The organism is Acidobacteriota bacterium (genome assembly GCA_016712445.1).
In the GTDB taxonomy this organism is placed as follows: domain Bacteria; phylum Pseudomonadota; class Alphaproteobacteria; order Caulobacterales; family Hyphomonadaceae; genus Hyphomonas.
Map to the genome: position 1 here is coordinate 2,494,185 of JADJRB010000001.1, position 21,720 is coordinate 2,515,904.

Annotated in this window: 22 protein-coding genes, 1 tRNA gene and 3 pseudogenes; 14 read left to right on the forward strand and 12 right to left on the reverse strand. The window is 64.9% G+C overall.

Annotation, left to right across the window (positions count from 1 at the left end; all coding sequences use genetic code 11):
- Positions 1 to 2: 2 nt before the first annotated feature.
- The 12 genes from IPK75_12810 (at position 3) to IPK75_12865 (ending at position 13,339) form a co-directional block, all read left to right on the forward strand.
- Positions 3 to 3,818 carry a phage tail tape measure protein gene (locus IPK75_12810; GenBank protein MBK8199237.1) on the forward strand — a complete coding sequence of 1,272 codons (3,816 nt, stop codon included), beginning with the start codon at positions 3 to 5 and terminating at the stop codon, positions 3,816 to 3,818.
- A gap of 3 nt (positions 3,819 to 3,821) precedes the next feature.
- Positions 3,822 to 4,481 (forward strand): hypothetical protein, encoded by a 660-nt coding sequence (locus IPK75_12815; protein ID MBK8199238.1) that lies wholly within the window; start codon positions 3,822 to 3,824, stop codon positions 4,479 to 4,481.
- Positions 4,478 to 5,044, forward strand: a complete 567-nt coding sequence (locus IPK75_12820; GenBank protein MBK8199239.1) for a hypothetical protein — start codon at positions 4,478 to 4,480, stop codon at positions 5,042 to 5,044. Before IPK75_12815 ends, IPK75_12820 begins: the two co-directional genes overlap by 4 nt.
- Positions 5,029 to 5,445 (forward strand): hypothetical protein, encoded by a 417-nt coding sequence (locus IPK75_12825; GenBank protein ID MBK8199240.1) that lies wholly within the window; start codon positions 5,029 to 5,031, stop codon positions 5,443 to 5,445. The genes IPK75_12820 and IPK75_12825 overlap by 16 nt, the downstream gene beginning before the upstream one ends.
- Positions 5,445 to 6,812, forward strand: a complete 1,368-nt coding sequence (locus tag IPK75_12830) for a hypothetical protein (protein ID MBK8199241.1) — start codon at positions 5,445 to 5,447, stop codon at positions 6,810 to 6,812. Before IPK75_12825 ends, IPK75_12830 begins: the two co-directional genes overlap by 1 nt.
- A 42-nt stretch (positions 6,813 to 6,854) precedes the next feature.
- On the forward strand, positions 6,855 to 8,438 hold the full coding sequence (locus IPK75_12835; protein ID MBK8199242.1) for a hypothetical protein: 1,584 nt from the start codon (positions 6,855 to 6,857) through the stop codon (positions 8,436 to 8,438).
- A 9-nt stretch (positions 8,439 to 8,447) separates the two neighbouring features.
- Positions 8,448 to 11,144: a hypothetical protein gene (locus IPK75_12840; protein MBK8199243.1), complete on the forward strand. Its 2,697-nt coding sequence runs from the start codon at positions 8,448 to 8,450 to the stop codon at positions 11,142 to 11,144.
- Positions 11,141 to 11,686 carry a TIGR02594 family protein gene (locus IPK75_12845; protein MBK8199244.1) on the forward strand — a complete coding sequence of 182 codons (546 nt, stop codon included), beginning with the start codon at positions 11,141 to 11,143 and terminating at the stop codon, positions 11,684 to 11,686. Before IPK75_12840 ends, IPK75_12845 begins: the two co-directional genes overlap by 4 nt.
- Before the next feature lie 12 nt (positions 11,687 to 11,698).
- Positions 11,699 to 12,238 (forward strand): hypothetical protein, encoded by a 540-nt coding sequence (locus IPK75_12850; protein MBK8199245.1) that lies wholly within the window; start codon positions 11,699 to 11,701, stop codon positions 12,236 to 12,238.
- 29 nt (positions 12,239 to 12,267) lie between these two features.
- Positions 12,268 to 12,504, forward strand: coding sequence for a hypothetical protein (locus IPK75_12855; GenBank protein MBK8199246.1), 237 nt, complete (start codon positions 12,268 to 12,270; stop codon positions 12,502 to 12,504).
- Positions 12,505 to 12,621: 117 nt separating this feature from the next.
- Positions 12,622 to 12,891, forward strand: a complete 270-nt coding sequence (locus IPK75_12860) for a hypothetical protein (protein MBK8199247.1) — start codon at positions 12,622 to 12,624, stop codon at positions 12,889 to 12,891.
- A 43-nt stretch (positions 12,892 to 12,934) separates the two neighbouring features.
- Complete coding sequence (locus IPK75_12865; GenBank protein ID MBK8199248.1) at positions 12,935 to 13,339, forward strand: hypothetical protein; 405 nt, start codon at positions 12,935 to 12,937, stop codon at positions 13,337 to 13,339.
- A 21-nt stretch (positions 13,340 to 13,360) separates the two neighbouring features.
- Here IPK75_12865 and IPK75_12870 read toward each other — a convergent pair whose 3' ends face one another.
- The 3 genes from IPK75_12870 to IPK75_12880 all read right to left on the reverse strand — a co-directional run bounded on the left by IPK75_12870 (position 13,361) and on the right by IPK75_12880 (position 14,520).
- Positions 13,361 to 13,561 (reverse strand): hypothetical protein, encoded by a 201-nt coding sequence (locus tag IPK75_12870; protein MBK8199249.1) that lies wholly within the window; start codon positions 13,559 to 13,561, stop codon positions 13,361 to 13,363.
- A gap of 124 nt (positions 13,562 to 13,685) precedes the next feature.
- Positions 13,686 to 14,141, reverse strand: coding sequence for a hypothetical protein (locus IPK75_12875; protein ID MBK8199250.1), 456 nt, complete (start codon positions 14,139 to 14,141; stop codon positions 13,686 to 13,688).
- Positions 14,142 to 14,181: 40 nt separating this feature from the next.
- A complete protein-coding gene (locus IPK75_12880; protein MBK8199251.1) occupies positions 14,182 to 14,520 on the reverse strand; it encodes an excalibur calcium-binding domain-containing protein in 339 nt (112 codons plus the stop codon).
- A 104-nt stretch (positions 14,521 to 14,624) separates the two neighbouring features.
- Between IPK75_12880 and IPK75_12885 the strand changes: the two genes are divergently transcribed.
- A complete protein-coding gene (locus tag IPK75_12885; GenBank protein MBK8199252.1) occupies positions 14,625 to 14,825 on the forward strand; it encodes a hypothetical protein in 201 nt (66 codons plus the stop codon).
- Here IPK75_12885 and IPK75_12890 read toward each other — a convergent pair.
- Positions 14,813 to 15,010 carry a hypothetical protein gene (locus tag IPK75_12890; protein ID MBK8199253.1) on the reverse strand — a complete coding sequence of 66 codons (198 nt, stop codon included), beginning with the start codon at positions 15,008 to 15,010 and terminating at the stop codon, positions 14,813 to 14,815. The genes IPK75_12885 and IPK75_12890 overlap by 13 nt on opposite strands.
- Positions 15,011 to 15,162: 152 nt before the next feature.
- Between IPK75_12890 and IPK75_12895 the strand changes: the two genes are divergently transcribed.
- Positions 15,163 to 15,252: transfer RNA gene (locus IPK75_12895), tRNA-Ser, on the forward strand.
- A gap of 341 nt (positions 15,253 to 15,593) precedes the next feature.
- On the opposite strand, the gene IPK75_12900 is transcribed toward IPK75_12895, so the two are convergent.
- From IPK75_12900 to IPK75_12935, 8 genes and pseudogenes are all read right to left on the reverse strand, one after another.
- A complete protein-coding gene (locus IPK75_12900; protein MBK8199254.1) occupies positions 15,594 to 15,896 on the reverse strand; it encodes a hypothetical protein in 303 nt (100 codons plus the stop codon).
- A gap of 89 nt (positions 15,897 to 15,985) precedes the next feature.
- Positions 15,986 to 17,286 (reverse strand): annotated as a pseudogene (locus tag IPK75_12905) (recombinase family protein).
- A gap of 14 nt (positions 17,287 to 17,300) precedes the next feature.
- A pseudogene (locus IPK75_12910) lies at positions 17,301 to 17,712 on the reverse strand (DUF2924 domain-containing protein).
- Positions 17,713 to 17,987: 275 nt separating this feature from the next.
- The gene (locus tag IPK75_12915; GenBank protein ID MBK8199255.1) at positions 17,988 to 18,443 is read right to left on the reverse strand and encodes a hypothetical protein; all 456 of its coding nucleotides are present in this window, start codon (positions 18,441 to 18,443) and stop codon (positions 17,988 to 17,990) included.
- Positions 18,444 to 18,492: 49 nt separating this feature from the next.
- A complete protein-coding gene (locus IPK75_12920; protein MBK8199256.1) occupies positions 18,493 to 18,732 on the reverse strand; it encodes a hypothetical protein in 240 nt (79 codons plus the stop codon).
- A 49-nt stretch (positions 18,733 to 18,781) separates the two neighbouring features.
- Positions 18,782 to 19,321 carry a DEAD/DEAH box helicase family protein gene (locus IPK75_12925; GenBank protein MBK8199257.1) on the reverse strand — a complete coding sequence of 180 codons (540 nt, stop codon included), beginning with the start codon at positions 19,319 to 19,321 and terminating at the stop codon, positions 18,782 to 18,784.
- Between the two features lie 155 nt (positions 19,322 to 19,476).
- Positions 19,477 to 19,665, reverse strand: a complete 189-nt coding sequence (locus IPK75_12930) for a DEAD/DEAH box helicase family protein (protein MBK8199258.1) — start codon at positions 19,663 to 19,665, stop codon at positions 19,477 to 19,479.
- 662 nt (positions 19,666 to 20,327) lie between these two features.
- A pseudogene (locus IPK75_12935) lies at positions 20,328 to 21,170 on the reverse strand (ATP-binding protein).
- Positions 21,171 to 21,720: the final 550 nt, after the last annotated feature.

Sequence of the window (21,720 nt, forward strand, 5' to 3'; positions counted from 1 at the left end):
CGATGGCACGGAACCCGATCGTAGGCGGCATCGGCTTCGCCCTCGAAGTCGACGACTCCAAGTTCATCCAGCAACTGCGCAAGGCGGGTGAGCGCGGCAAGCGCGAACTTGAAGGCACGACCACGGCCGCCGACCGGCTCGAGGACGAACTGCGTCAGGCCGGCGTGATTGGCGAACGCTCGCTCCGCCAGATTGAAACGAGCGCTGACCGGGTCAGCGACCAACTCGCCCGCGCCCGCCGCAATGCCGACCTGTTGCGCAACACCGTTTCAGGACTCGCGCTCGGCGCCGCTTTCGTTGCCGGCGCAAAGACGATTGCCAACTTCTCACAGTCCATGTCGACGCTGGAGGCCGTCTCCGGGGCGGTCGGCACCGAGCTCGACGGGCTGCGCAACAAGGCGCTGGAACTCGGCGCCTCCACCCGCTTCAGCGCCACCCAGGCCGCCGATGCGATGGGCGAGCTGGCCCGGGCGGGCTTCACCGCCAACGAAGTGCTGGCCGCCATCGGTCCGACGCTCTCGGCGGCGCAGGCCGGCGGCGCCGATATCGCCTCAACCGCAGAAATCATCGGCTCGACGATCCGCGGCTTCGGGATTGAGGCGACAGATGCCGCGCGGGTCGCGGATGTCCTCGCGCAGGCCGCCAACGCATCGAACGCCGGCATCACGGATCTCGGCGAAGCCCTGAAGTTCGCCGCGCCCACCGCGCGTCAGCTCGGGCTCGATCTGGAAGAGACGATCGCTATTATCGGCAAGTTGAGCGACGGCGGCCTGAAGGGCGGCCTCGCGGGCCGGGGCTTCCAGTCCCTTGCAACTCAGATCGTCAACAATCGCGAAGAAATTCAGGGACTGATCGGCGACTTCAACCTCGCCGAAGAGGGCCTTGGGAGTGTGCTCCGCAGGCTGAAGGAAGCCGGGATCACGACTGAGCAGATCATCAAGCTGTTCCGGGCCGAAAACCTCGACACGTTCGGCATCCTCGCCAACGCGGCTGTGGACGAGTCCCTGAACGGACTTGAAAAGGTCTTGCGCGCCGCCGAGGGCTCGTCGGCCCGCGCCGCCGCGATCATGGACGACAACCTGAACGGCGCGATCCTCGGGGCCATGTCGCGCCTTGAAGCGCTGATCATCGCGCTCGGTGATGCCGGGGCGACGAACGCCCTTGTCACCGCCCTAGACGGGCTCAGCAGTCTGCTGAAGCTGGCGGCGGACAACGCCGATGTCCTGCAGGCCGCGATCATCGCTCTATCGATCCGGGCGCTTATCCCGCTCGCCGCAAGCCTCGGCCGGTACGTGATCGGCCAAATCGTGGCGCTGCAGGCCCAGCTCGTCGTGCTAACAGCCATTGCCGGTCGGTCGGTTACGGCGCTCGCATCGACGGCCGCCGTGGCGGGACGCCTCGTCTTTGCCCTCGGCCCGCTCACCCTTGGCATCGCGGCGGCCGCTGCGGCCTATGTCGCGCTTGCCCGGGATGCTCAGAAGGCGGAGCGTTCCATGAACGCGGCCGACGACGCGCTCGGCAAGTACAAGGAGACGGTCAAGCGGATCGAGGACGACACGCGCGCCCTCGAGTCAGCCAATGACGCGCTGACGGCCGCCATTTCGGCGCAAGGCCCCGCGGCGCGCGCCGCAGCCATTGAAGAGGTGGCCGCGATCCAGGATCGCATCACGGCCAACGAGCGCCTGGCGGAAGTCTACAAGGCGCAGCTCGGCGCACAGATCGCAGCGGCCGAAAATGCGATCTCGACCCAACTCGCCCCTGTCGAGATTCAGGGGGCCAACGTTGCGGGCTTGCGCCGTAGCGGAGCGACCGCGGCGCAGATCAAGGACGCGGTCGACCAGTTCCGGGAGCAAACGCGCAAGGATGTCGACGCCGCACTTGCGGCCGGGAAACCACTGACCGTCGAGCAGCGAGAGTTCGTCATCGTCGACGCCGACCGCCGGCAAGCGGAAGAACGCCTGAACTCTCTCCGGGAAGCCTACAAGGCATTCAACAAGGAGCGCCGGGACGCGGCGCGCGACTATGCGACCCCCCGCGACTTCGCGGGGCAGGGCGGCAATCCGTACCAGGCAGATATCGACGCCGAGATGGCGAAGATCAAACGGCTCGAGGCGTCGATCCGCGAGGCCGAAAAGTCCGGATCCGATGGTGCGAAGCGCGTCGCGCAGGAATACCGCAACCAGATCGGTATTTCGCAGCGCTTCATCGATGAGCTGAACCGTGGAATTGCGCCTGACCTCGCCCGTCAGATCGCCGAGGGCGACCGCGACGCCAAAGCGATTCAGGACGAGCTCGAAAACATCGCCCAGCTGCAAAAGGACATCACGACCGCCGAGGCCAACGGGCGGGGCGACATCGTCAAGGCCCGCAAGGAAGAACTGGTCGTTGCCGAGAAGACGCTGGCACTTCTTCAGGGCGGCATCGACCCGGAGATCGCCCGCGAAATCGCAACTCCTCCGAAAGCCGAGAAAGGTGGGGCGGCGGACAAGGCCCTCGAGGACGCGAAACGCAAGGTCGTCGAACTCAACGAAGCCTACGACTTCCAGACGCCGATAGAGGCGCTGAAACGATGGAAGCAAGAACAGCTCTCTGCGATCGACCAGGTCATGGAGAGCGAAGAGGACCGAGCCGCTGCACGGTCCAAGCTCGATGCCGTATATCAGGATCGCTACGACGAAATCTTCGTCGCAGAGCAGAAGCTGGAACTGGAAACGGTCAACGCCGAGGCCGCGAAGCAGCGCGCGATAGAAGACACCCTCGCCGCGCGCGATCTCGAAATCGCCCTGCAACTCGCACAGCTTCGCGGCGACAAGGAGCAGGTCAAGGCGCTCGAAGCCAAAGCTGACCGCCAGCAGCGGATCAACGATCTCGTTGCCGCCGGCCTGACGCTGTCGGAGGCCACGCTGCGGGCCGATGCCGAAATCGCCGAGATTCAGGCCGGCACCCCCGGCGAGGCCGAGGCGGCGAAGCGAGCCTTCGCTGAAGGACTGTCGGGCGACATCAGTAGCGCCCTGAGCAATGCCGTCCGATCAGGCGACTATGGGGCCATCTTCCAGGAGATCATCAACTCGTCAGCGGCGCGCGGTCTGGAAGACGCGATCAATGAGCTCGCCGACAACCTGGCCAACCTGTTCGCCAATATCGCTTTCGGCAAGGATGGCACCGGAGGTCTGTTCGGCAATGTCGTAGGCGGCGGGCTTACCCCGCCCATCGTCGAGGCGCAGACTGCTGAAGCTGTAAAGGCGGCGACGGACGGCGCCGTCGAGACAGCGACCGCTGCGTCGGTCACCGGCCTGGGCACCGCCGCCACCGGCGCAGCGGCATCGACTTCGGCCCTTGCGACAGGCGGCACGGCCGCCGCAGGCGCCGCTTCGGTGTTAACGACGGCCTTCGGAGCGGTTGCGGCGGCGGCCACAGCTGCCGCTTCGGCGCTTGCCGCGGCTGCGGCTTCAGGAACGGCGTCGACCGCCAATCATGCGGTCGCAGGCGCATTGTCATTCGGCGGGGGCCGCGCGCGAGGCGGTCCGGTCGTGCCGGGCAAGTTCTACGAAGTAAACGAAGGGGGCATCGCTGAAATGCTCCGTATCGGGCGCAAGAACTTCCTGCTGCCCGGGGCGGCGGGGAAAGTGACGCCGCTGGCCGGGGCGCAGGCGCCGGCGCCGCGCGAGCGCACCGTGGCGCGCCATGACATCTACGTGCACGGCACCGGCAATGAAGAGATCCAGCGCGCCGTCGACGAAGGCGTTCAGCGCTCGGTTCGCATCGCCAAGACGCAGGCCGGCCCGGCGACGGCTGACTTCCAGATGCGGAAAGGCTGAACCGTGACGACGCAGACGATGATTGCTTGGCCATACGCGGTTTACTCCGGCGAAGTCGGCCTGAACCTCGTGACGCAGAACCGGTCGCCCGGTTCATCCCTTTCCGGATTCACGCAGGTGATCGGAGGCGGCGGGCAGCGCTGGGCCTTCACGATGGATACCAACACGCTGAAGCCCGCGCTGATCCCCGTCTACCGGGCAACGTTGGCGAAGGCCGACGGCCGCCTTGGCATTTTTCGTATCCCGGTGCGCGACAAGTACGCGCCGAAGCCCGGCGCGGAGGGCTTGCCGGGCGTCTCGCGCGTCGTGCATTCGTCAGGCGCGGCGTTCAATACCGGCGCGGGCTATACCATCCGTGGGCCGACCATCCGGGCCACGGTCGACGCGGGCGGCACGTCATTCGAAGCTGATGCCGTGACGCTGGCCTATCTCGGCCCCGGCATGTTCTTCGGCCTCGGCAACGACTTGCACATCTGCACCCGCCATGAATGGGGCAGGCTGCATTTCAAACCCGGCGCGCGGCGCGATCATTCCGACAGGCCGATCAGCTTGCGCCCCTCCCTGATCGCCCGGTTGGCGGACGATACCAGCGGCGCGCTTGCCCTCGACGGCGGAAAATGGGGGCGGCCGCAGATCAGCTTCATTGAGCACGTGCTGCCATGAGCGACTTCGAACCCGCCATCGAGGCGCAACTCGCCGGCGCGACAGTGGTCATGGCGGTGCTGATCAAGATCGCTTTCGCGTCGGAGACCGCGTTCTTGTGGACGGGGGTCGGCGAGCGTTCGTTTGGCGGCGAGAGATGGACGGGCATCGGGAGCGTCATCAGCATTAGCGAGATCACACGGCTGCAGAATGGCCAAGCCGACCCCTTCGAGATTGCCGTCGTCGCCGACGAGGAGATCCTTCGGCGGGGCCTGATCGAATTCAACGACGAGGCCAAGGACCGGGAAATATCGGTCTACCTGCAATTCCTCGACTTCGAGGCTGATGCGCCTCTGGGCCCTCCCTGGCAAATCCGCGATGGCGTGATGCGCGGTGCATCGCTCGCCGTGGGCGGCGACTCGATGGTGCTGTCGATCACCTGCGACACGCTTTCCAGCCGTCGAAATCGCCCGGCATTCGGGATGCTGACCGACCGGGATCAGAAGGCGCGCTTTCCCGACGATCGGGGACTTGAGTTTGTGCACGACACGGATGGGAGGGAAATCCTATGGCCGGTGTTCTAATCGACGCCGTGGACGCCACCCTGCGGCGCTGGGCGCGAGAGCCCTTTGCGTGGGGGGAGACGGACTGCGCGCTGTCAGTGTTCCGGCACGTCGCAGAGGCGTGGGGGGACGCGCGGGCGCTTTCGCGCTGGGTCGGCCGCTACCGCGACGAACCGGGGGCGCAGTCGATCCTGCGGGGCAAGGGCGGGCCGGTGCGGGCGTTCCAAGACGAACTGGTGTCGATCGGCGCGCGCCGGGTCAGGTCGCCCCAGCGCGGCGCTGTTGGGCTTGTGCGCGACGGCCGGGACAAGCTGGTGGCGGCGGTTTGCCTGCGCGATGGTTGGTGGGCCGCGCGCACCGCTTCAGGCTTCGCCGCTTTCCGGGCCTCCGCGATCGTCGCCTTCGATAAGGCGGGCAACTGATGCCGCAGGCCTATCCCTTCCTCGCGCAGGCCGCCGCCTACATCAGCCAGGGCGCGGCGTACCTCTATAACCTCTATGGCTCGAGCTTCCTGTTCCGCACGGCGGTTCAGGTAGGCTTCTCGGTCGGCACATCGGCGCTTGTCGCCTCGATGAACAAGCCGCCGAAGCCGGGAGACCGGAAGGAGTCGCTCCGCGGCGAAATCCTGCCGCGCCCCGTGAACTTCGGCCTGACGCTTGCCGGCTCGTCGGTGGTCTATGATGACGTTGCCTCGAAGACCCGCTGGCAGGTCCATGTCCACAATCACGGCCAAGTCGAACGGCTCATTGAGCGCCGCTTCGGAGGGAAGCCCTACCTGCTGGATGCAGCGGGCCAGCTGCTGCCGTTCTCGCGGTTCCAAGACTCGCCCTATGCCGAATTCCGGGACGGCGCGGAGGATCAGGCGGCCTCCGTCTTGATGATGACGCCTGACTTGCGCAAGGGGCCTTTGGCGGCACCCGGTTGGACCGCCGATCACCGCCTCCGCGGGTTGGCCTACAGCGTCATCCGCGCGCCGTCGGTCAAGCCTGAGAAGTTCAGCGAGATCTATCCTGAAGGGCGCCCGCCCGTACCGTCGATCATCGGCGAGTTCGGCCGGCCATTGGACCCGCGCACAGGGCAGCGGGCGTACACCCCGAACGGCGCTCTCATCTTCGCTTGGTTTCTCACGCATCCGCTCGGCGGGCGTGTGCCGGAGTCGCGGATCAATTGGGACGCCTTGGCCGAAGCGGCGAACGCGGCCGACCGGCTGGGCTACGAACTGGCGGGATCGTGGAACGCGAACGAAGCCCCGAAGGTGGCGCAGACCAACATGCTCGCCGCGCTAGACGCCGCAATGTGGACCGGGCCCGACGGGCGCATCCGCCTCGACCTCGGCGAATGGCGCGACCCGACGGTGACGCTGGCGCATGATCACGTGCTGCAGGTGCAAAGCCTGAGCGCGGGCTCGGCGGAGGGCGAAGCTCTGACCGAGCAGGTGGTGAAGTTTCCCGATCGCGAGCGGGACTATTCTGAAGTGGAGGAAGTCGCGGCTTCGATCGACGGCCCGGTCTATGAGCCGCGCGTCTCCGACCTGACTTATTGCCCCACAAAGACGCAAGCCCTTCGCCTCGGCCGGCGCATCTTCACGCGCGACACCGCGCGATGGCGCGCAGACCTGTCGCTCAACCTCGCAGGCCTTCGCCTGATCAACCAGCGCTTCGCCGTGGTGCACTTGCCCGACTTCGGATTGCATCACGAGGCGATGGAACTGGACTCCTGGGGCTTTGATCCGGCGACGGGACAGGTGTCAGCGTCTTTGCGCTCGGTTGCGCCGGAGCACTTCACCTAGGGCCGAAATCCCCACGCGCGGGCAGGCGGCGATTATCGCGGCATGCAGACCGCCATCGCAGCGCTCCAGACCCGGCTCCGGTCCTTGTTCCGCCCGTACTTCCGGGACGGCGATCCTGCGTCCGGCTTGAACGAGCCGGACCTGGAGTCGATCCGCTTTGCGTTCGGGACCGAGCTGATCGCGATCCTCGCGCGCCAACTCGTAGGGCCGGCGGGCGCCGAATACCCCGAACTGCCAACACCTGAAGCGCTGAACGGCAAGCTGCTCGCGCTCAACTTGTCCGGCCCGACCGCGACATGGACGCTGATCGACGCGGCCCGCGTTGAGCAGGCCGCCGACCTCGTCGACTTTGAGGGCACGATCGACAGCGAGATCGCGGCGGCGGTGGCCGGCATCATTGCAGGGATCAGCGACGATGCTCCGTTCTCAGAGCGCTTCCCGGACGAAGCCACGCTTCTGGCCGATCTCGACTTCCCTGCCGATGCCTACGCGATCGATATGGAGACCCTCGTCATCTACCGGAAGACCGGTGCGACCGGGGCGGGATCCTGGGTCGTCCATTCCAACATTCTCGATGCTTTCCCGGGAACAGCCTCGGCAGAGGACGTTGCTGCCCTCAACGAGCGCGCGGACGACGCCGACGCAGAGATTGTTGCGATCAAGAAGCGCCTCGACCGCCTCGATACAGCGGTCCCGCCGATCCCGCCGGTCTGGCGCCTGGTGCCGCCCGTCATCGTCGATGAAACGTTCACCGGGACCGTGCGCGATCTCGCCGATTATGTAGACGATGCCGATACGCCGGCGGAAAACCTCGTGTTTACCGCGCCGGGTGGACTGCCGGCGGGCTTCTCGATCTCGGGGCGCAATCTCGTCAAGACGTCGACCTCGGGCATCGTCGCCCGTTCCAGCTTTGCACTGGCCGTCACTGACGAGTCAGGCAATGCGGCGACCAATGGCGCGGTACTGATCGAAGCCTATCCTGAAGGTGAGCCGCCGGGCCTCCCGCCGTCCTGGCTGACGCTTCCGCCGCTCAGCTCCACCCTGGGCTCTCAAGGCGTGCTGTTCTTCAGCGCCTATCTCAACGATCCGGACACGGACCTTGCCGACATCGAGTGCTATCTGGCCAGTCCGGTCAGCGGCATCGAGGTCGTCTCGGCCGAGAAGCGCATCAACTTCCTCGCGACCCTGACCGTTGGCGTCCACACGTTCACGTTGGTCGCGGAAGACCCCGAGGGCAACACAGCAAGTGTGACGCACAGCGTTACAGTGCTCGCCGCGGGCGCGCCTGTGATCGCGGCGCTGCCGGCCCGCTTCGGTCAGGTCTTCGCAAGCCCGATCACCATGGATCTCAACGCCTACGTGACGGACGCGAATACGCCGCTGTCTGAGCTGGGGACGTCGCTCGCCTTCAGCAATGCGCCAGAAGGCACGACCAAGGGCGGCACGAACAACCTTGTGCTGACGATCCCGGTAAGCGCCGCAACCCAGCGCAGCGTCTCCGTCACAGTGACAAACCGCGCGGGCCTGACCGCCACGCGCTCCTTCGACCTGACGATCCTCCCGTTCAACCCCGGCTCCGGCGGCGGAGTCCCCGGCGGATACGGCGACGGCCGTCAACCCTACTAGGAGCGCATCATGCCCGCACCCGTTCACGGCGCAATCAATCCGGCCACGGATGCTTTGCTCGTCATGGAGCCCGTCGCCGGCGCGACGAGCGAGACGCTCTATCCGGAGATTTACGAGCCGGATGTGCAGGCAACCGTTGAGGAGCGCCTATCGGCGATTGTCTTCAACCTCGTTCGCGTGTCGAAATTCATCCGGGCCTTCAAGCGCGCGCAGATCGAAACGCTGATCGGCGGTGTTGCGGACGACATCAACGGCTTCCGGGTCTTCCGGCAGTCTGAAACACCATCGACCGAAAGCGCGACCTGGGGCGACATCTGGCTGCAGCCCAGCGGCGAGGGGACATATACGCCGCGTGTCTTCAATGGCACCGGCTTCGTCGAAGATGTCTATGCCGTCGACGCGATCCTTATCCCGATCCGCGCCCGGCTTCAGGCGCTTGAGTCCGAGCAGGCCGAGACGTTCCAAGGCTATATCGATGCGCTGAAGGGCGCGGTCGATCCCACCCGTGACACACTTGAAAAGCTGTCGGACGCGATCGACGCGGTCACGCCGGACACCAACAATCTGGAACTGACGGGCATCCCGACTGCTCCGACCGCGGCGCCCGGCACTGAGACCACACAGGTCGCCACCACCGCCTTCGCCAAGCTGGCGGCGGACGCAGCGGCGGCGGCTTCGATCCCGCTGACGCAGAAGGGCGCGGCGAGCGGTGTCGCCACCCTCGACGGTGCGGGCAAGGTGCCGGCGGGCCAGCTGCCCTCCTATGTCGATGACGTGATCGAGGCGGCGAACTTCGCCGCGTTGCCGGGCACCGGCGAGACGGGCAAGATCTATGTCACGCTTGACAACGGCAAGGCGTTCCGCTGGTCTGGCTCGGCCTATGTCGAGATCGTTGCCTCTCCCGGCACGACCGATGCGCTCGCCGAGGGCGCGGTCAACAAGTATTTCACCGACGCGCGGGCGCAGGCTGCGCTCGCGGCTCAACTTGCGACCAAGCAGGCGGCACTCACGGGCGCCGAGGCGCAGTTCCTTGGATTCGACGCCGGCGGCGCGCCGGTCGCCAAGTCGATCCGTTCGTCCGTCGCGGGCAACCTCCTGCGCACGACCGCGCTGGGAACACTCGAACTGTTAGCGTCAGACCTTCCGGGTGCGAGCGGCAGCATCAGCTCCTACAGTTCGCGGGCGGTCGCGACGGCCGAACTGCCGGGCAACCTCAACACTGGCGCCATCGTGATTGTGGCGGGCGGCGATGGCGGATTCTTTGAGGTCAAGCTCGGGAATTACGCCAGCACGCTCGCGGCCGATCCGGCGCAAGGGCTGGTGTTCCCGGTCGGCCTGAGCGACGGCTCGCAGGGCGTTTATCAACGCATCTGGGAACAGGAGGATGGTCTCTCCGCAGATTGGTTCGGCATCCAGCCCGGCGCCGTCGATGTCACCAAGTGGAACCAGATGATTGCGCGCCTGCCGGGCCTGCAGACGCGCACAGTGCGTTTGCGCGCCGGCTCCTACACATTCGGATCGAAGCCGGCGGCGATCACGGAGGTGGTGCACCTGATCGGCGCAGGATCAAGTCTGACTTACCTTGAACGCGGCTATACCGAGGTGGGCGGGGATGAGGTCGGCTTCCTCGAGTTTTTCGCGGAACTCTCGCGCAACTCGCGGCTTGAGAATCTCTGCCTGCGCGCGACCGTTGGCACGACCGGCGGCGCGATGGTGCGCATGGGCACGCCAACCGATGTCATCAATTCGTGGTGCGATTTCTTCAATGTGGTGATGACGCAATCGCCGGGCGCTTATGCGGTCGGCCTGGTTGTCGATGGAACGGCGAACGACGTTTCGGGTGGTCAGGGGCACCGCGATTTCCGGACTGTTAACTGCTTCATCTTTGGCGGGACAACTGGCGATTCGGTGCGTTTCCGGAACGCGACGAACGGCTCGCACACCGGTCTGTGGTGTGGCGGAAACATCATCATAGATGGTGGCGGAACGGCGCTGCAGAATACGCAGGATTTCCGCATGGTCGGCCTGCATGCTCAAGGCACATTGGTGCTCCGCAACTGCACCAAGGTCTATTGCGCCGGCACCTTCAACCGCGTCGAGATTGAAGCCACGGCGACGAATTGTCAGGTGGTCGGTGTCGACCGGGGCGGCGGGGTCTCGAACCTCTCGCCGGCGACTTGTCAGGTCATCTCGCAAAATGGCTCCTACGGAAATTTCATCTACGAAGGCACGCACGATTTCAAAGGTCCGGTGATCTTCCGAGGCACCGTGAGCATCGAGGATGACACCGCGCCGGAGCCTTTCGTAAACGTCAACTATCGCGCCGCCGCGTCTCAAGGCGCTCGGATTGGTCGGCTGTATTTCAACGCGATGGACGATGCCGGCCAGTTCCTGACCTATGCCGCCTTTGGTGCGGTGCAGGCCGACATCACGGACGGCTCAGAGGATGGCGGATTCGTGCTCGATCTTAGGGTCGGCGGCGCGCTAACAACCGTCTGGAACCTCCAGCACGGGATATACGCGCAAACGGCGACGGGCGGCAACAAGGGGCTCGGCACGCTCAATGCGGTCGGATTGTATGAGAACAACGTCCGGGCCGTGACCTCGAACGCTTCCGTGGTCACATCCGGCGCGCCGAACACGAACACCGGCAAGATCGCGCTGGTCATCAATGGCGTCACGGTCAACGTGATGACTTGCGCATGACCGGCCTTTCCGCCGCCTATGCTTGGCTCGCCCGGGAGGGCGCGCCGCGCATGCTGGTCGAGGGGCTGGCCACGTTCGGCACGCTCGAAGGTCCGGGTGCGGAAGATAACCCCGTCATCATGGGCTGGGCGCGCGAGGTCGGCGTTCCGGCCATCGCGGACGCCTTCACCTCTGACGCGGTGCCGTGGTGCGGACTCTGGGCTGCGGTCATCGCGCACCGCGCGGGCAAGCCAGTGAACGCGAACGCGCTCTGGGCCCGCAGCTGGCTGCGCTGGGGATTCAAGGTCGCGGGCGATCCGAAGCTAGGCGACGTCCTGATCTTCCGGCGCGGCGAGACCTCGGGGCACGTCGCGCTCTACGTCGGCGAGGATGCCAAGCACTTCCACGTCCTCGGCGGCAATCAAGGCGACGCCGTCTCGATCATCCGCATTGAGAAGGATCGCCTGCTCGGCGCCCGCAATCACTACGCCAAAGCCCAGCCCACCAACTGCCGGCGCGTCTTCCTGAAGGCGTCCGGCGCAATCTCCCACAACGAAGCCTGAAAGGATTCACGCATGTTCTCCTTCATCCGAAACCACGCCGCCAAATGGCTCGCCGCCGCCTTCGCGCTCGGCAATGCCACGGGCTGCGCGCTCCTCCCTGAAGTCGTGCCTGGCGCGAAGACGGTCAACGCCGTTCAAGAAGTTTGCCTTGCGGACCGCCACCCGGAAGAGACGGCGTTCTGTTTCATCGGCACCTATGCAGCTGCCGTCGATGCGCTGGCCACCGAGCGTGAGGCGGGTACGCTTGATCCGAAGATCGAGGCCGCCGCGGATGTGGCGATCAATGCCACGTCGGAGCGTGTCGCAGTCGCCTCCGAACTCTGGGGCGCGGTTGCCGGCTGGCGCTCGGAAGTCGATACGCTGGAGCCGCTGGCGAAGACGTGCATCGAAACCGTCACCGATCGGGCGAAGCTGAACGATTGCCTCGCCGCCGTGGGCTACCTGACTGCCACCGGCGAGCTGAAGCGCGTCACCGAGCAGGCGAAGACAGATTGGGCCACGCTGAAGCCGAAGGTTGAGGCCGTGATCGGCCTGAAACCGTCCGCCTCCTGAACTTCAAACCCTGAAAGGAAGACCCAACCATGAACGCTGTAACCCTCAACGCCGGCCTCGAACTTGCCGGCCTCCTGTTCAAGATCGGCTCGGCCGCGATCGAACGCTCGGACAATGCGACCGCCAAGAAGGTGGCCGCCCTCGGCAAGTCGGTCGTCGCCGGCGTTCAGACGTCGGGCCGCATTGATACCGCCGTGGCGGCCGATGTGCGCGCGATGGCCGACGCGCTCGACGCTGACGGCGTCCCGGGCCGCGCCGAGTGGTAGGCCTTGGCCGGCAAGGTCCGCGCCGCCGCTGACCGCTGGAACGCGGCCGGCTGATCCTCGAACCGCGCCGGGCGGAGATCCTCGCCCGGCGCCGCTTCACAAAACAGGAGGCCCCGCATGGCCAAAGCAACCTATCCCGCGGCCTGGGGCCTCACCGCCCTCGAGTCGGCCTACCTGAACGCCCTTCGCCCCGGTGGTCTGGTGTCAATCGCCGCGTTCACCGCGCTTCATTCGAAATCGGTGCCGCCGGCGCGGGTCAGAAAGACGCTTCAGGCCGTGCGCCGCAAGCTGGATCCGCTGAACGTTGAAATCGAGACGAAATGGGGACAGGGCTGGCAGATCGGACAGGCCGGGCGGGCGCGCCTTACGGGCATCCTGAAAGGCTGACGCGGTGACAGACACCTCGCAAGAGCCGCCGGAGCCGGCCGCGATGCCGAACGCGCACGAAGCGCCGTGGGGCCGGTATATGGCCGTGATGACCGCGCTCGGCGCCGCGTCCGTCTACCTGATCAACAACTGGGGCAATATCGAGCCTGTCCTCGAGAGCCCCTCCGTGATCGTCCTGTCAATGCTGAGCGTGTTCGGCTTGGGCGGGCTCTCCGCCTATTGGCTCCTGGCCCGGCCCCACGAAGACCGCCTGCGCCGCGCCGAGACCGTGATCAACCGCCTCCGGGATCAGGAGCGACAGCTCCTGCAGCGCGAGGGAGACCTGAAGGCGCAAGTCGCCGCGCTCGAAGCTACGGTGTCCTTCCTGAAGGAAGAGATGGCGGACCTGCGCCGCCGCCTGGATCGAGACCGCGAGCCCCGGGGACGCACCACGAAGCCGAAAGGCTGAGCCCGATATCCTGGCGCTGCCTCACCGGCCCGACGTTGACTTTTGGCAGTATAGCGCCTTTTCGCCAGGCTTGAGGGCCGCGAACTGCTGGCTAAAATCGTGCGTCATGCGCATGCAGCGCGCGTACGGCGTATGGTGCAGGTAAATCAGAACGCTTGCGATCATGCCGCCGGCAATGATGGAAGCCGCGATGATATTTCGGTTTTCGCCTCGCATCGCCATCCTATCCAAACACAAGGAAAAGAAGCACGGGGCTGAGGAGGGCGGCGGCGATCGCGACCCATATCCAGCGCGGCATCGGGCCCGGTGTGTAGTCGCCGGATGTGTCCTTGTCCCAGCCTGACATTTAGGCTGCTCCCCCAAACAGGTATGGAAAAATGGAAATCCCGCCTGCGACCATCATGAGAAGCGCCAGCGACAGGACCATAAAGATCGTGAGGTAAGCCCATACGAATGCGAAGACGGTGAACGAGACATCGAACACTTCGCTGATTGACGGCCTCCTTAGAGGGTTGCGATTTTCCGCCCGGACGTCATCTGTGTTAATGTTAAACAGAGGTGCCCAGATCGCGGCAACGAAGCACAATAGGCCGCCCGCAACTCCGAAGCCGCCCAAAAAGATCAGTACCGGCACCGCTTCGACTGGCGCGCTATACGCCTCAACAAACTGCCAAAACGCTGACGACGGCTCTACCGTCAAACAGAGCGCCGACGCACCCAACATAAAGGCGCCGCCCAAATTGAGGATGTCACGTATGACGAGATCGTGGGCGCGGGCGCTAGACGGCTCTGGCTGCGTCACTATTCCCTCCGTGATTTGATGAAGCGACCGGAAGCCTACTTTACTCGCAACCGATCCCGTCGCCATCCCTGTCGAGATGCGAGCCATATCCCGGTTGCCCCAAATAGACGGGTGCTGCGCCGGCGGCGCGAGCGGCCGTACAGTTCGCAAATGGCGCTGTCACCTCTTCAGCGGCAACGTTCGTCTGCGGCGGTGTCCTGTCGAAATCCGTGCGAGACGGCGGGGGAGGCGGCGGCGAAACCGACCGGTGGCAGTGATAATCGCCAGTCTTCCGGTTTGTGTGGCAGCCTTGCGCATTCAGCCCGCCGCCGTGAGCGAAGACGGGGCTGGCCCAAATCAGCGTCAAGCCGGTCAATATGACAGTCTTGGATTTCGTCATCTGCGCCCCCCCCTGCGTAAGAGGAAAAGACTACTTCAAGCGGTAAACTGAGTCACCTATAGAGAGAAGGTCGAGAGAATAGGATCGGCAAGAAGGAGAACCTGATGGCTAAATTGCGCCCATTCACCCGCGAGAGCGATGGGGAACTGCTGCTTTTGAACTTGGATTTTCTGGTCCATGCGTCGGCGGCACACGATCGTGGAACGATCATGGAGTTTCAATCGGGCGGCGGCGGGTACCGGGTCGTGGTGCGGGAAACCCTCGAACAGGTCCAACGGGCTTCCGAGAGCGATTACGAAGGCTGACCACCTCTCTCCCTGTGTCGCCGTCGCACCAGCTCGTCTTCGAGTGCCGCATCGACAATGCGGGCCAGCCTATCAAAGGCGCCGTTCTTGGCCCCGGTGAGCAGCTGATCCGAAGCGAGCAGGTCGATGATGGCCTTCGCTTCCACGGTTTGAAGGGCCAGGTAGATGACCTCTTTTCGTTTCATTGTGGAATTCCCATGAACGCCTCGGGAACAGAGTCCCCGCGTTTTCCCCGACATTCCGATTTTGTTCCGACCAAAACAAGCCAAAAGGAGCCGGAGCCCCTGAAACCGGGTCTTGCCCCGGATGCCCAATGACTCTAGGGACTTCGAGCGTTGGAGAGGTGGCCGAGTGGTCGAAGGCGCGCCCCTGCTAAGGGCGTATACGTTAACGCGTATCGAGGGTTCGAATCCCTTCCTCTCCGCCACTCCCCTGTCGCGAACCCGCAATCGGGCGACCGCAGGGGCGCAAAGCCCCCAGTAATCGCGCCATTTTTCCGATGCCGTCCGAACCCCAGAGACTGGCGGACGCGGTCAAAGCTGTCTCTGAACGCAATTTGTCTCTGATCACCCGAACCTCACCGCCGGTCGTTCGGGTTTCAAATAGCTATGTTTTACAGACATTTGGCCGATAAGCTGGCTCGGCAGTTCGTCGGAAAACTCCTTCGAATGTGCAGTTAGAGAACCTGAGGTGGAGGTGTTGGCGCGCAATTCTGGGCGCACCTAGCCTGTCCGTATGGACGGCAAACGCTAGCCTGCAAGGCGGTATTTAGGCTTCTGAAGAGCCGAAGGCGGCAGCAACCTGCTCTGCCCACGGCAGGTCGGCAATGACCGTCAGGTCCTGGAGCGACACCGCCAGTGGGCATCGCTGTAGCAGCAGTTTCTCGAGAACAGCCGGGGCCAGATAGGCCAGCTTGATCATCCGGCCGATGTAGCGGTCGGAGACATCTTCGGCGTGGGCCAGGTCGAAATTGGTGCTGGCCTTTCCGGCCTCCAGCTTGCGCCGCCAGCTCCATGCCTTGGCGACGGCGCGCAGCACGTGGGCCTCCACAGCGGCCTCATTGGCCTCCACCGGATTTGACGGCGGCATGATCTTGGGTCGGCCGTTACGCTTGCGGATGGCCAGCGGGATGATGACCCTGATGGTGGTAGGCGCGACGCTCATGCCGCCATCTCCCGGCGTGGCGTCACCATCTCCCTGACCACCGACCCAAGCCCCTCGGTGCGCAGATCGACGGCCATGCCGTCGCTGCCGACCTTCGTGACGCGCTCGACCAGCAACCGTGCGATGCGCGCCTGCTCAGCCGGGAACAGGGACTCCCACAAGGCGTCAAAGCCCGTCAGGGCCGCCACCACATCGGGCTGTTCGATCTCCGGGCATTCGCGCTGCGCGGCCTCGATCGCCAGGCCGTGACCTCAGGCGTCAGCAGAAGGGTCCGGATCTGCTGGACGACCGCGGTCTCCACCATTCCCGCCGGCAGCCGAACGAAGGTTTCGGTGTTCTCACCCGCCCGGTTCCGGATCGCGTCCATCGAGGTGTAGTAGCGATAAAGGCGGCTGCCCTTCTTCGACACGGTCGGCGTCATCGCGATGCCCCTCTCCGTGAATATCAGACCCTTCAGCAGCGCAGGCGTCTTGGCCCTGGTGTTTCCTGCCCGGGTGCGCGGGCTTTGCGCCAGCACCGACCTGACCTTGTCCCAGAGCACCTGGTCGATGATGGCCTGATGCTCGCCGGGATAGCTGGTGCCCTTGTGGACGGCCTCGCCGAGGTACACCCGGTTGTTCAGGGCTTTGCAGAGGAAGCCCTTGTCGATGGCCTTGCCGCGCTTGTTCAGGGCACCTGCGGCGACCAGTTCCCGGGTCAGCAGCGTAGCCGATCCCAGCTCGACGAACCGCTCGAACATCCCTTTGATGGCCCGTGCCTCGGTCTCATTGATGATCAGCTTGCGGCCTACGACGTCGTAGCCCATCGGCACGAACCCGCCCATCCACATGCCCTTGCGGCGGGAGGCCGCGATCTTGTCGCGGATGCGTTCGCCGGTGACCTCACGCTCGAACTGGGCGAACGACAGCAGGATGTTCAGCGTCAGCCGGCCCATCGAGGTGGTGGTGTTGAACGACTGGGTGATCGAGACGAAGGTCACCCCATGCTTGGCGAACACTTCGACCAACCGCGAGAAGTCCATCAGCGAGCGTGACAGGCGGTCGATCTTGTAGACCACGATCACGTCGACCAGCCCGGCCTCAATGTCGGCCAGCAGGTTCTTCAGGCCCGGCCGTTCCAATGTGCCGCCTGAGAAGCCGCCGTCATCGTAGCGGTCGCGGACTGGGACCCAACCCTCGGCCTTCTGGCTGGTGATATAGGCCTCGCAGGCCTCGCGCTGGGCGTCGAGGCTGTTGAACTCCATGTCCGGCCTCCTCGGAGCTCTTGCGGGTGTAGACCGCGCAGCTAGGCGGCGCATCGGGGTGTTTATGGTCATGATCGCTCGCCCCTCTTGATGTCGCGCAAGCCAAAGAAGCGGTAGCCGTTCCAGCGGGTGCCGGTGATGTCCCGGGCGATGGACGACAGGGACTTGTAGCGGCGTCCCTGCCAGTCGAACCCGTCCTTGAGCACGGTGATCACGTGCTCGGCCCCATCCCATTCGCGCACCAGCCGGGTGCCGATGACCGGGTTGCCGGGGATCGCTTATCACCGTGCGCCGGACCTTCTTGCCCTCGACCTCATCGGCCAGGACGTCGAGCAGCTTGGCCGCTGGCCCGCCGAGCCCACCGAGGGCCAGCTCCTGAATCCTGTAGGCGAGCCGATGTTCCAGAAACTGCCGGCTGTTATTCGGCGCTGGCGTGCCGATAAGGCTCTGCCACTCCGCCTTCAGTTCAACCACCGACATGGCCTTCGTGGCGGCGAGCCGCCAGCAGCTGACCTTCGGGTCGCGCTGCCGATCTTACGCGTTCTGTTTGCATTACTGTCCTCCAACTCGGGCCTCTGCCCGGTGGACACCACCGCTCTTGGTGGGCAGGAATGCGAGTGAACTATCTCCTTCACTGTCAAGAAAACTGCTGGACTGTTGGCGCATCCGCAGAACGCCGCTCGCCAGTATCCGACCCAACTCGGACAGCCGCTCGTCAGTAGAAATCAGTTCCGGCGCAACACCGCTTCTCCGGCTCATGCTGCCATCCTCGTCTGCATAGCGTTCACCAGCCGCCCAATGGCACCGCGGTTCCAGTGGAAATTGAGACGGCAGTTGGCGTCGTACTTGGAGAAACCAAAATCCAGCGCGGAGACGCCGATGCCGGCCTCGGCCAGCTTGGCCATCTGCTTGGTGCTGGCGGGCTCATTGATCCAGCCACGGCTCTTGGCAGCGGCCTGGCTGCTCTCGGTCGATCGCAGAAAGTCGTCTGCGGCGGCCAGGGCCTGAAACCGGGTACCGATCGCCAGAACCCGCGTCGCTTTGAGCTTGGGCCGCCCCAGCGCATGCCAGAGCGTGCCGTCGCTGAACAAGCCTGCCCATGCATCAAAACCGCTGGCCATGAGCGATGTGCCGTCGCCTTGCAGATCGCACCACTTGAACGGCGACTGGTTCAGCAGGTCGATCTCCATCAGGTCGAAGTCGGTCAGCACACGCTTGGCGCAGGACCGGCGTTCGAAACCGAAGCCGCAGATCGGGCATTCACTGGCGCCCCCAGGGCACCTCCGCCTCACAGGACGGGCAGCACTTGTATGGAGCCTGACCCGGCTCCAGATCGTCGTTGTCGAGGCTGATTTCCTGTTCGAGGCTGCTATGGCGCAGCGCCGCCCCGGCGAAGTCGAGCACGATGCAATCGGTCTTGATGATGCCGGGGTAGCGTTCCGGATCGACCTTGCGCAGACCGCGCCCGATAGCTTGGATGAAGGTGCTCTTGTGGAGCATGGGTCGCAGGATGCCGATGCAGCCACCGGCTGGCTGTCGAAGCCCTCGGTCAGCACCATGCAGTTGACCAGCAGCTGGATCTCGCCGCGGTCGAACCGGGCGATGACGTCGGCCCGGTGGTCGGCGGGCATGTCGCCATGACCACGGCGGCGGTAACGTCGGCTGCCATGAAGGAAGCCGCGACCGCCTCAGCGTGGGCGATGGTCGAACAGAAGAAGATCGTGCGCCGATCGCCGGCCCGTTCCTTCCAGTGGGCGACCACGGCCTCGTTCAGGACGGACCGGTTCAGCACTTTGTCGGCCTGGCGCATGTCGAAGTCGCCGGCGGTGGCGTCGAGGCCAGCCAGTTCATCGTCGATGCCCAGACCGATAGTGAAGGTCCGCGGCGGAACCAGCATGCCGCGGGCGATCAAAGTCCCGATCTTTAGCTGGTAGCCGACGTTGGTGAAAACCTTGCGCAGGGAGCGCCCGTCACCCCGGCTGGGGGTAGCCGACAGTCCCAGCAGTTTGACCGCCGGATTGATCGCGCGGATGTCGGCAATGATGTTCTGATAGCTGTCGGCAGCCGCCCGATGGCACTCGTCGATGATGACGTGAGAGACCTGGCCAAGGGCCTAGCGGCGGTTAGCCCGGCTAGGGTCTGGACGCTGCCAAAGACGATGCAGCCAGACCAGTCATCCCGGGAGGCTTTGACCACTGAGGTCGAGCCCGGTGATGGCGCTGATCGAGGCGAGGTTCTGCTCGATCAGCTCGTCGGTATGCTGGAGGACCAGCGTGCGGGTGTTCCGCTGCGCCTGCGCCTCTCGCCGATATAGAACCCGGCCACGGCCGTTTTGCCTGCGCCAGTGGGCAGCATCAGGATGGTGTTGCCATGGGCAGCCGTCCTGGACCGGGCGGCCTTCACCGCCTCCTGCTGATAATCTCTGGGGATCATGGAACCACTCCCTTACTGGGCCCAGAACGGCGCGGTGCCGTTCGAGGGCGACTGGGGGGAAGCGGCAGCCTGGGGCGCGGCCGGCGGCGTGGAATGCAGCTCGGCGTAGCGCCCGCCAGGCCGTGCGTAGTCGGGATGCTGGGGCCCGATGGCCGCCAGAATGACGTTGCGGCCTTCGTCCTGGGGATTGTTGCGGTCCCGGTCGACGCCCAGCTTCACGGCCACGGTCAGGCCGCTGAGTTCACCCAGGCTATGGATGGTGCGGGCCGCGCGGGCGCGGTCAGGTGTCGTCGGCCCGGACACCGCGGGCGGATTCAGGATGCCCCGGATCAGGGCCCGGCCGCGGTTGGCATAGGTGTCCTCGCCGCCATCGCTGCCATTGCGGCCGCGATAGCCGATGCGGGTGTAGATACGGCGGCGGGCATAGGGCCGTCCTCGACCACAGCCTCGGTGTTGAGATAGAGGGCCTCGCTGGTCTTGCTCTGGGTCAGCCACCCTTCGGGGCCTGCCCCGCCGGGACGGATCGTCAGATAGGCCTTGGCCAGCGTGTTGGCCGGGATGAGCGCGAAGGCAGAGTCCTGCGTGTCGGCGCTGTTGAAGTCGATATTGGTCATGGTTTTAGGCTCCGTATTCGGCGTGGTGGGGACTGCCTCGGGCAGTTCGAAATTCAGGCGGGCGACCGAGCTGTCGGCGAGTGGACCGCGGATCTTCTCCATCAGGCAGCCCAGGTGGGCCGGCTCGACGAGGCCAGGCGGCCGGACCGGTCCTTGGCGGGAAGCCGAACTCATTTGAGGGTCGTGCAGACGAGGCCCGATACGGAGCGCCTTCGGCCGGCCTGATGTCGGCCAGCGTCAGGATTTCATCGACGATCCCGGGCAGCTCAAGGCCGGTCTTGGCGCCCTCGATCTGAAGCAGGAAGAACGGCCGGTTGAAGTCATCCAGCCGCTTGTCGAGCAGACCGACGAGCCAGACATTCTTATCTGGCGTGTGCTGCCAGGTGGGTCAGCCAGCCGATCATTTCCTGACCGAGCAGACCGTAGGCGCCGCGCATGTCGGTCTTGCCGCTGCGGTCGGACATCGCCTGCGGCTGGCCTTTGACCACCGCAGGCAGGCAGGCGTGACGCCACGGTGATCGAGTCCACAAGATGGTCTCGTACTTGTCGAGCAGGGTCGGCGGGCCGAAGGTGTTGCAGACCCGCGCATGGTCCGAACGGCTGTAGCTCTGGTCGTCGCGCATCGCCAGATTGGCGCCGCCGATCCAGCAGGCCAGATCCCGGGCCCGTTCCCAGTCGCGGATGCGGATCTCGTCTCGGGCCAGCCCTGGACGGCCAGTTCACCAGCCTCCAGGTTCAGGAACAGCGTGGTCTGCGGGTTGAGGTCCAGAGCTGCGAGGTCTTGCCGATACCGGAGATGCCGGTCAGCACGCCCTTGATGCCGCGGCGCTCCTTAATGCGCTGATCGGCGGTGATGATCTGCAGGGGCTGGGCGTTGAAGGGCGCGGTCATTTGCGCTCTCCCAGTTCACGCGCGGCTGCCGTCACAGCGTTGTCGACGCCGCCGGGCGCCCTGCTTGCGGGCGAGGCTGACAATCTCCGGACAAGAAGATCGGACCCGGCTCCAGCGCCGAGATTTCCCAGCTCAGGGCAAGTTCGGCGAACGCGATCCTCGTCGACCGTGGCCTTCTCGGTGGGGATGACGCTGGCAGGCTCATCGCCGATCGCGAGACGGAGATGTTGTCAGGGACTTCGGTCAGCCACGGGGACTTGCGAAGCTGTTTCAGGGGAGAAATTAAACAAGGTGGACTCCTATGTTCCGTCGTGGGGGAACCAGGTTTCGTCTAAGTAACTACTGCCGGGCCCGACGCCGCCTGGAGCACGCGGTCGAGGTATTTCCGTTGAGGTGTTCTATTTCCTCGAAAGGCCCGGCATGATCTTGTGAGGGAACAGATCGGCTGCCGCCGTTGTCCTCTGCTGATCACCTACCGGCGCTGCGGAATGGCTGTCGGGATGCTGCCGAAATATTCATACCAGACCGGCCGCTGTATCGAGGACCGCAG

Coding starts and splice junctions, on each gene's coding strand:
- IPK75_12810 (MBK8199237.1), top strand. CDS start 3: ATGGCACGGAACCCGATCGTAGGCGGCATCGGCTTCGCCCTCGAAGTC.
- IPK75_12820 (MBK8199239.1), top strand. CDS start 4,478: ATGAGCGACTTCGAACCCGCCATCGAGGCGCAACTCGCCGGCGCGACA.
- IPK75_12825 (MBK8199240.1), top strand. CDS start 5,029: ATGGCCGGTGTTCTAATCGACGCCGTGGACGCCACCCTGCGGCGCTGG.
- IPK75_12830 (MBK8199241.1), top strand. CDS start 5,445: ATGCCGCAGGCCTATCCCTTCCTCGCGCAGGCCGCCGCCTACATCAGC.
- IPK75_12835 (MBK8199242.1), top strand. CDS start 6,855: ATGCAGACCGCCATCGCAGCGCTCCAGACCCGGCTCCGGTCCTTGTTC.
- IPK75_12840 (MBK8199243.1), top strand. CDS start 8,448: ATGCCCGCACCCGTTCACGGCGCAATCAATCCGGCCACGGATGCTTTG.
- IPK75_12845 (MBK8199244.1), top strand. CDS start 11,141: ATGACCGGCCTTTCCGCCGCCTATGCTTGGCTCGCCCGGGAGGGCGCG.
- IPK75_12850 (MBK8199245.1), top strand. CDS start 11,699: ATGTTCTCCTTCATCCGAAACCACGCCGCCAAATGGCTCGCCGCCGCC.
- IPK75_12855 (MBK8199246.1), top strand. CDS start 12,268: ATGAACGCTGTAACCCTCAACGCCGGCCTCGAACTTGCCGGCCTCCTG.
- IPK75_12860 (MBK8199247.1), top strand. CDS start 12,622: ATGGCCAAAGCAACCTATCCCGCGGCCTGGGGCCTCACCGCCCTCGAG.
- IPK75_12865 (MBK8199248.1), top strand. CDS start 12,935: ATGCCGAACGCGCACGAAGCGCCGTGGGGCCGGTATATGGCCGTGATG.
- IPK75_12870 (MBK8199249.1), bottom strand. CDS start 13,561: ATGGCGATGCGAGGCGAAAACCGAAATATCATCGCGGCTTCCATCATT.
- IPK75_12880 (MBK8199251.1), bottom strand. CDS start 14,520: ATGACGAAATCCAAGACTGTCATATTGACCGGCTTGACGCTGATTTGG.
- IPK75_12885 (MBK8199252.1), top strand. CDS start 14,625: ATGGCTAAATTGCGCCCATTCACCCGCGAGAGCGATGGGGAACTGCTG.
- IPK75_12890 (MBK8199253.1), bottom strand. CDS start 15,010: ATGAAACGAAAAGAGGTCATCTACCTGGCCCTTCAAACCGTGGAAGCG.
- IPK75_12920 (MBK8199256.1), bottom strand. CDS start 18,732: ATGCTCCACAAGAGCACCTTCATCCAAGCTATCGGGCGCGGTCTGCGC.
- IPK75_12930 (MBK8199258.1), bottom strand. CDS start 19,665: ATGATCCCCAGAGATTATCAGCAGGAGGCGGTGAAGGCCGCCCGGTCC.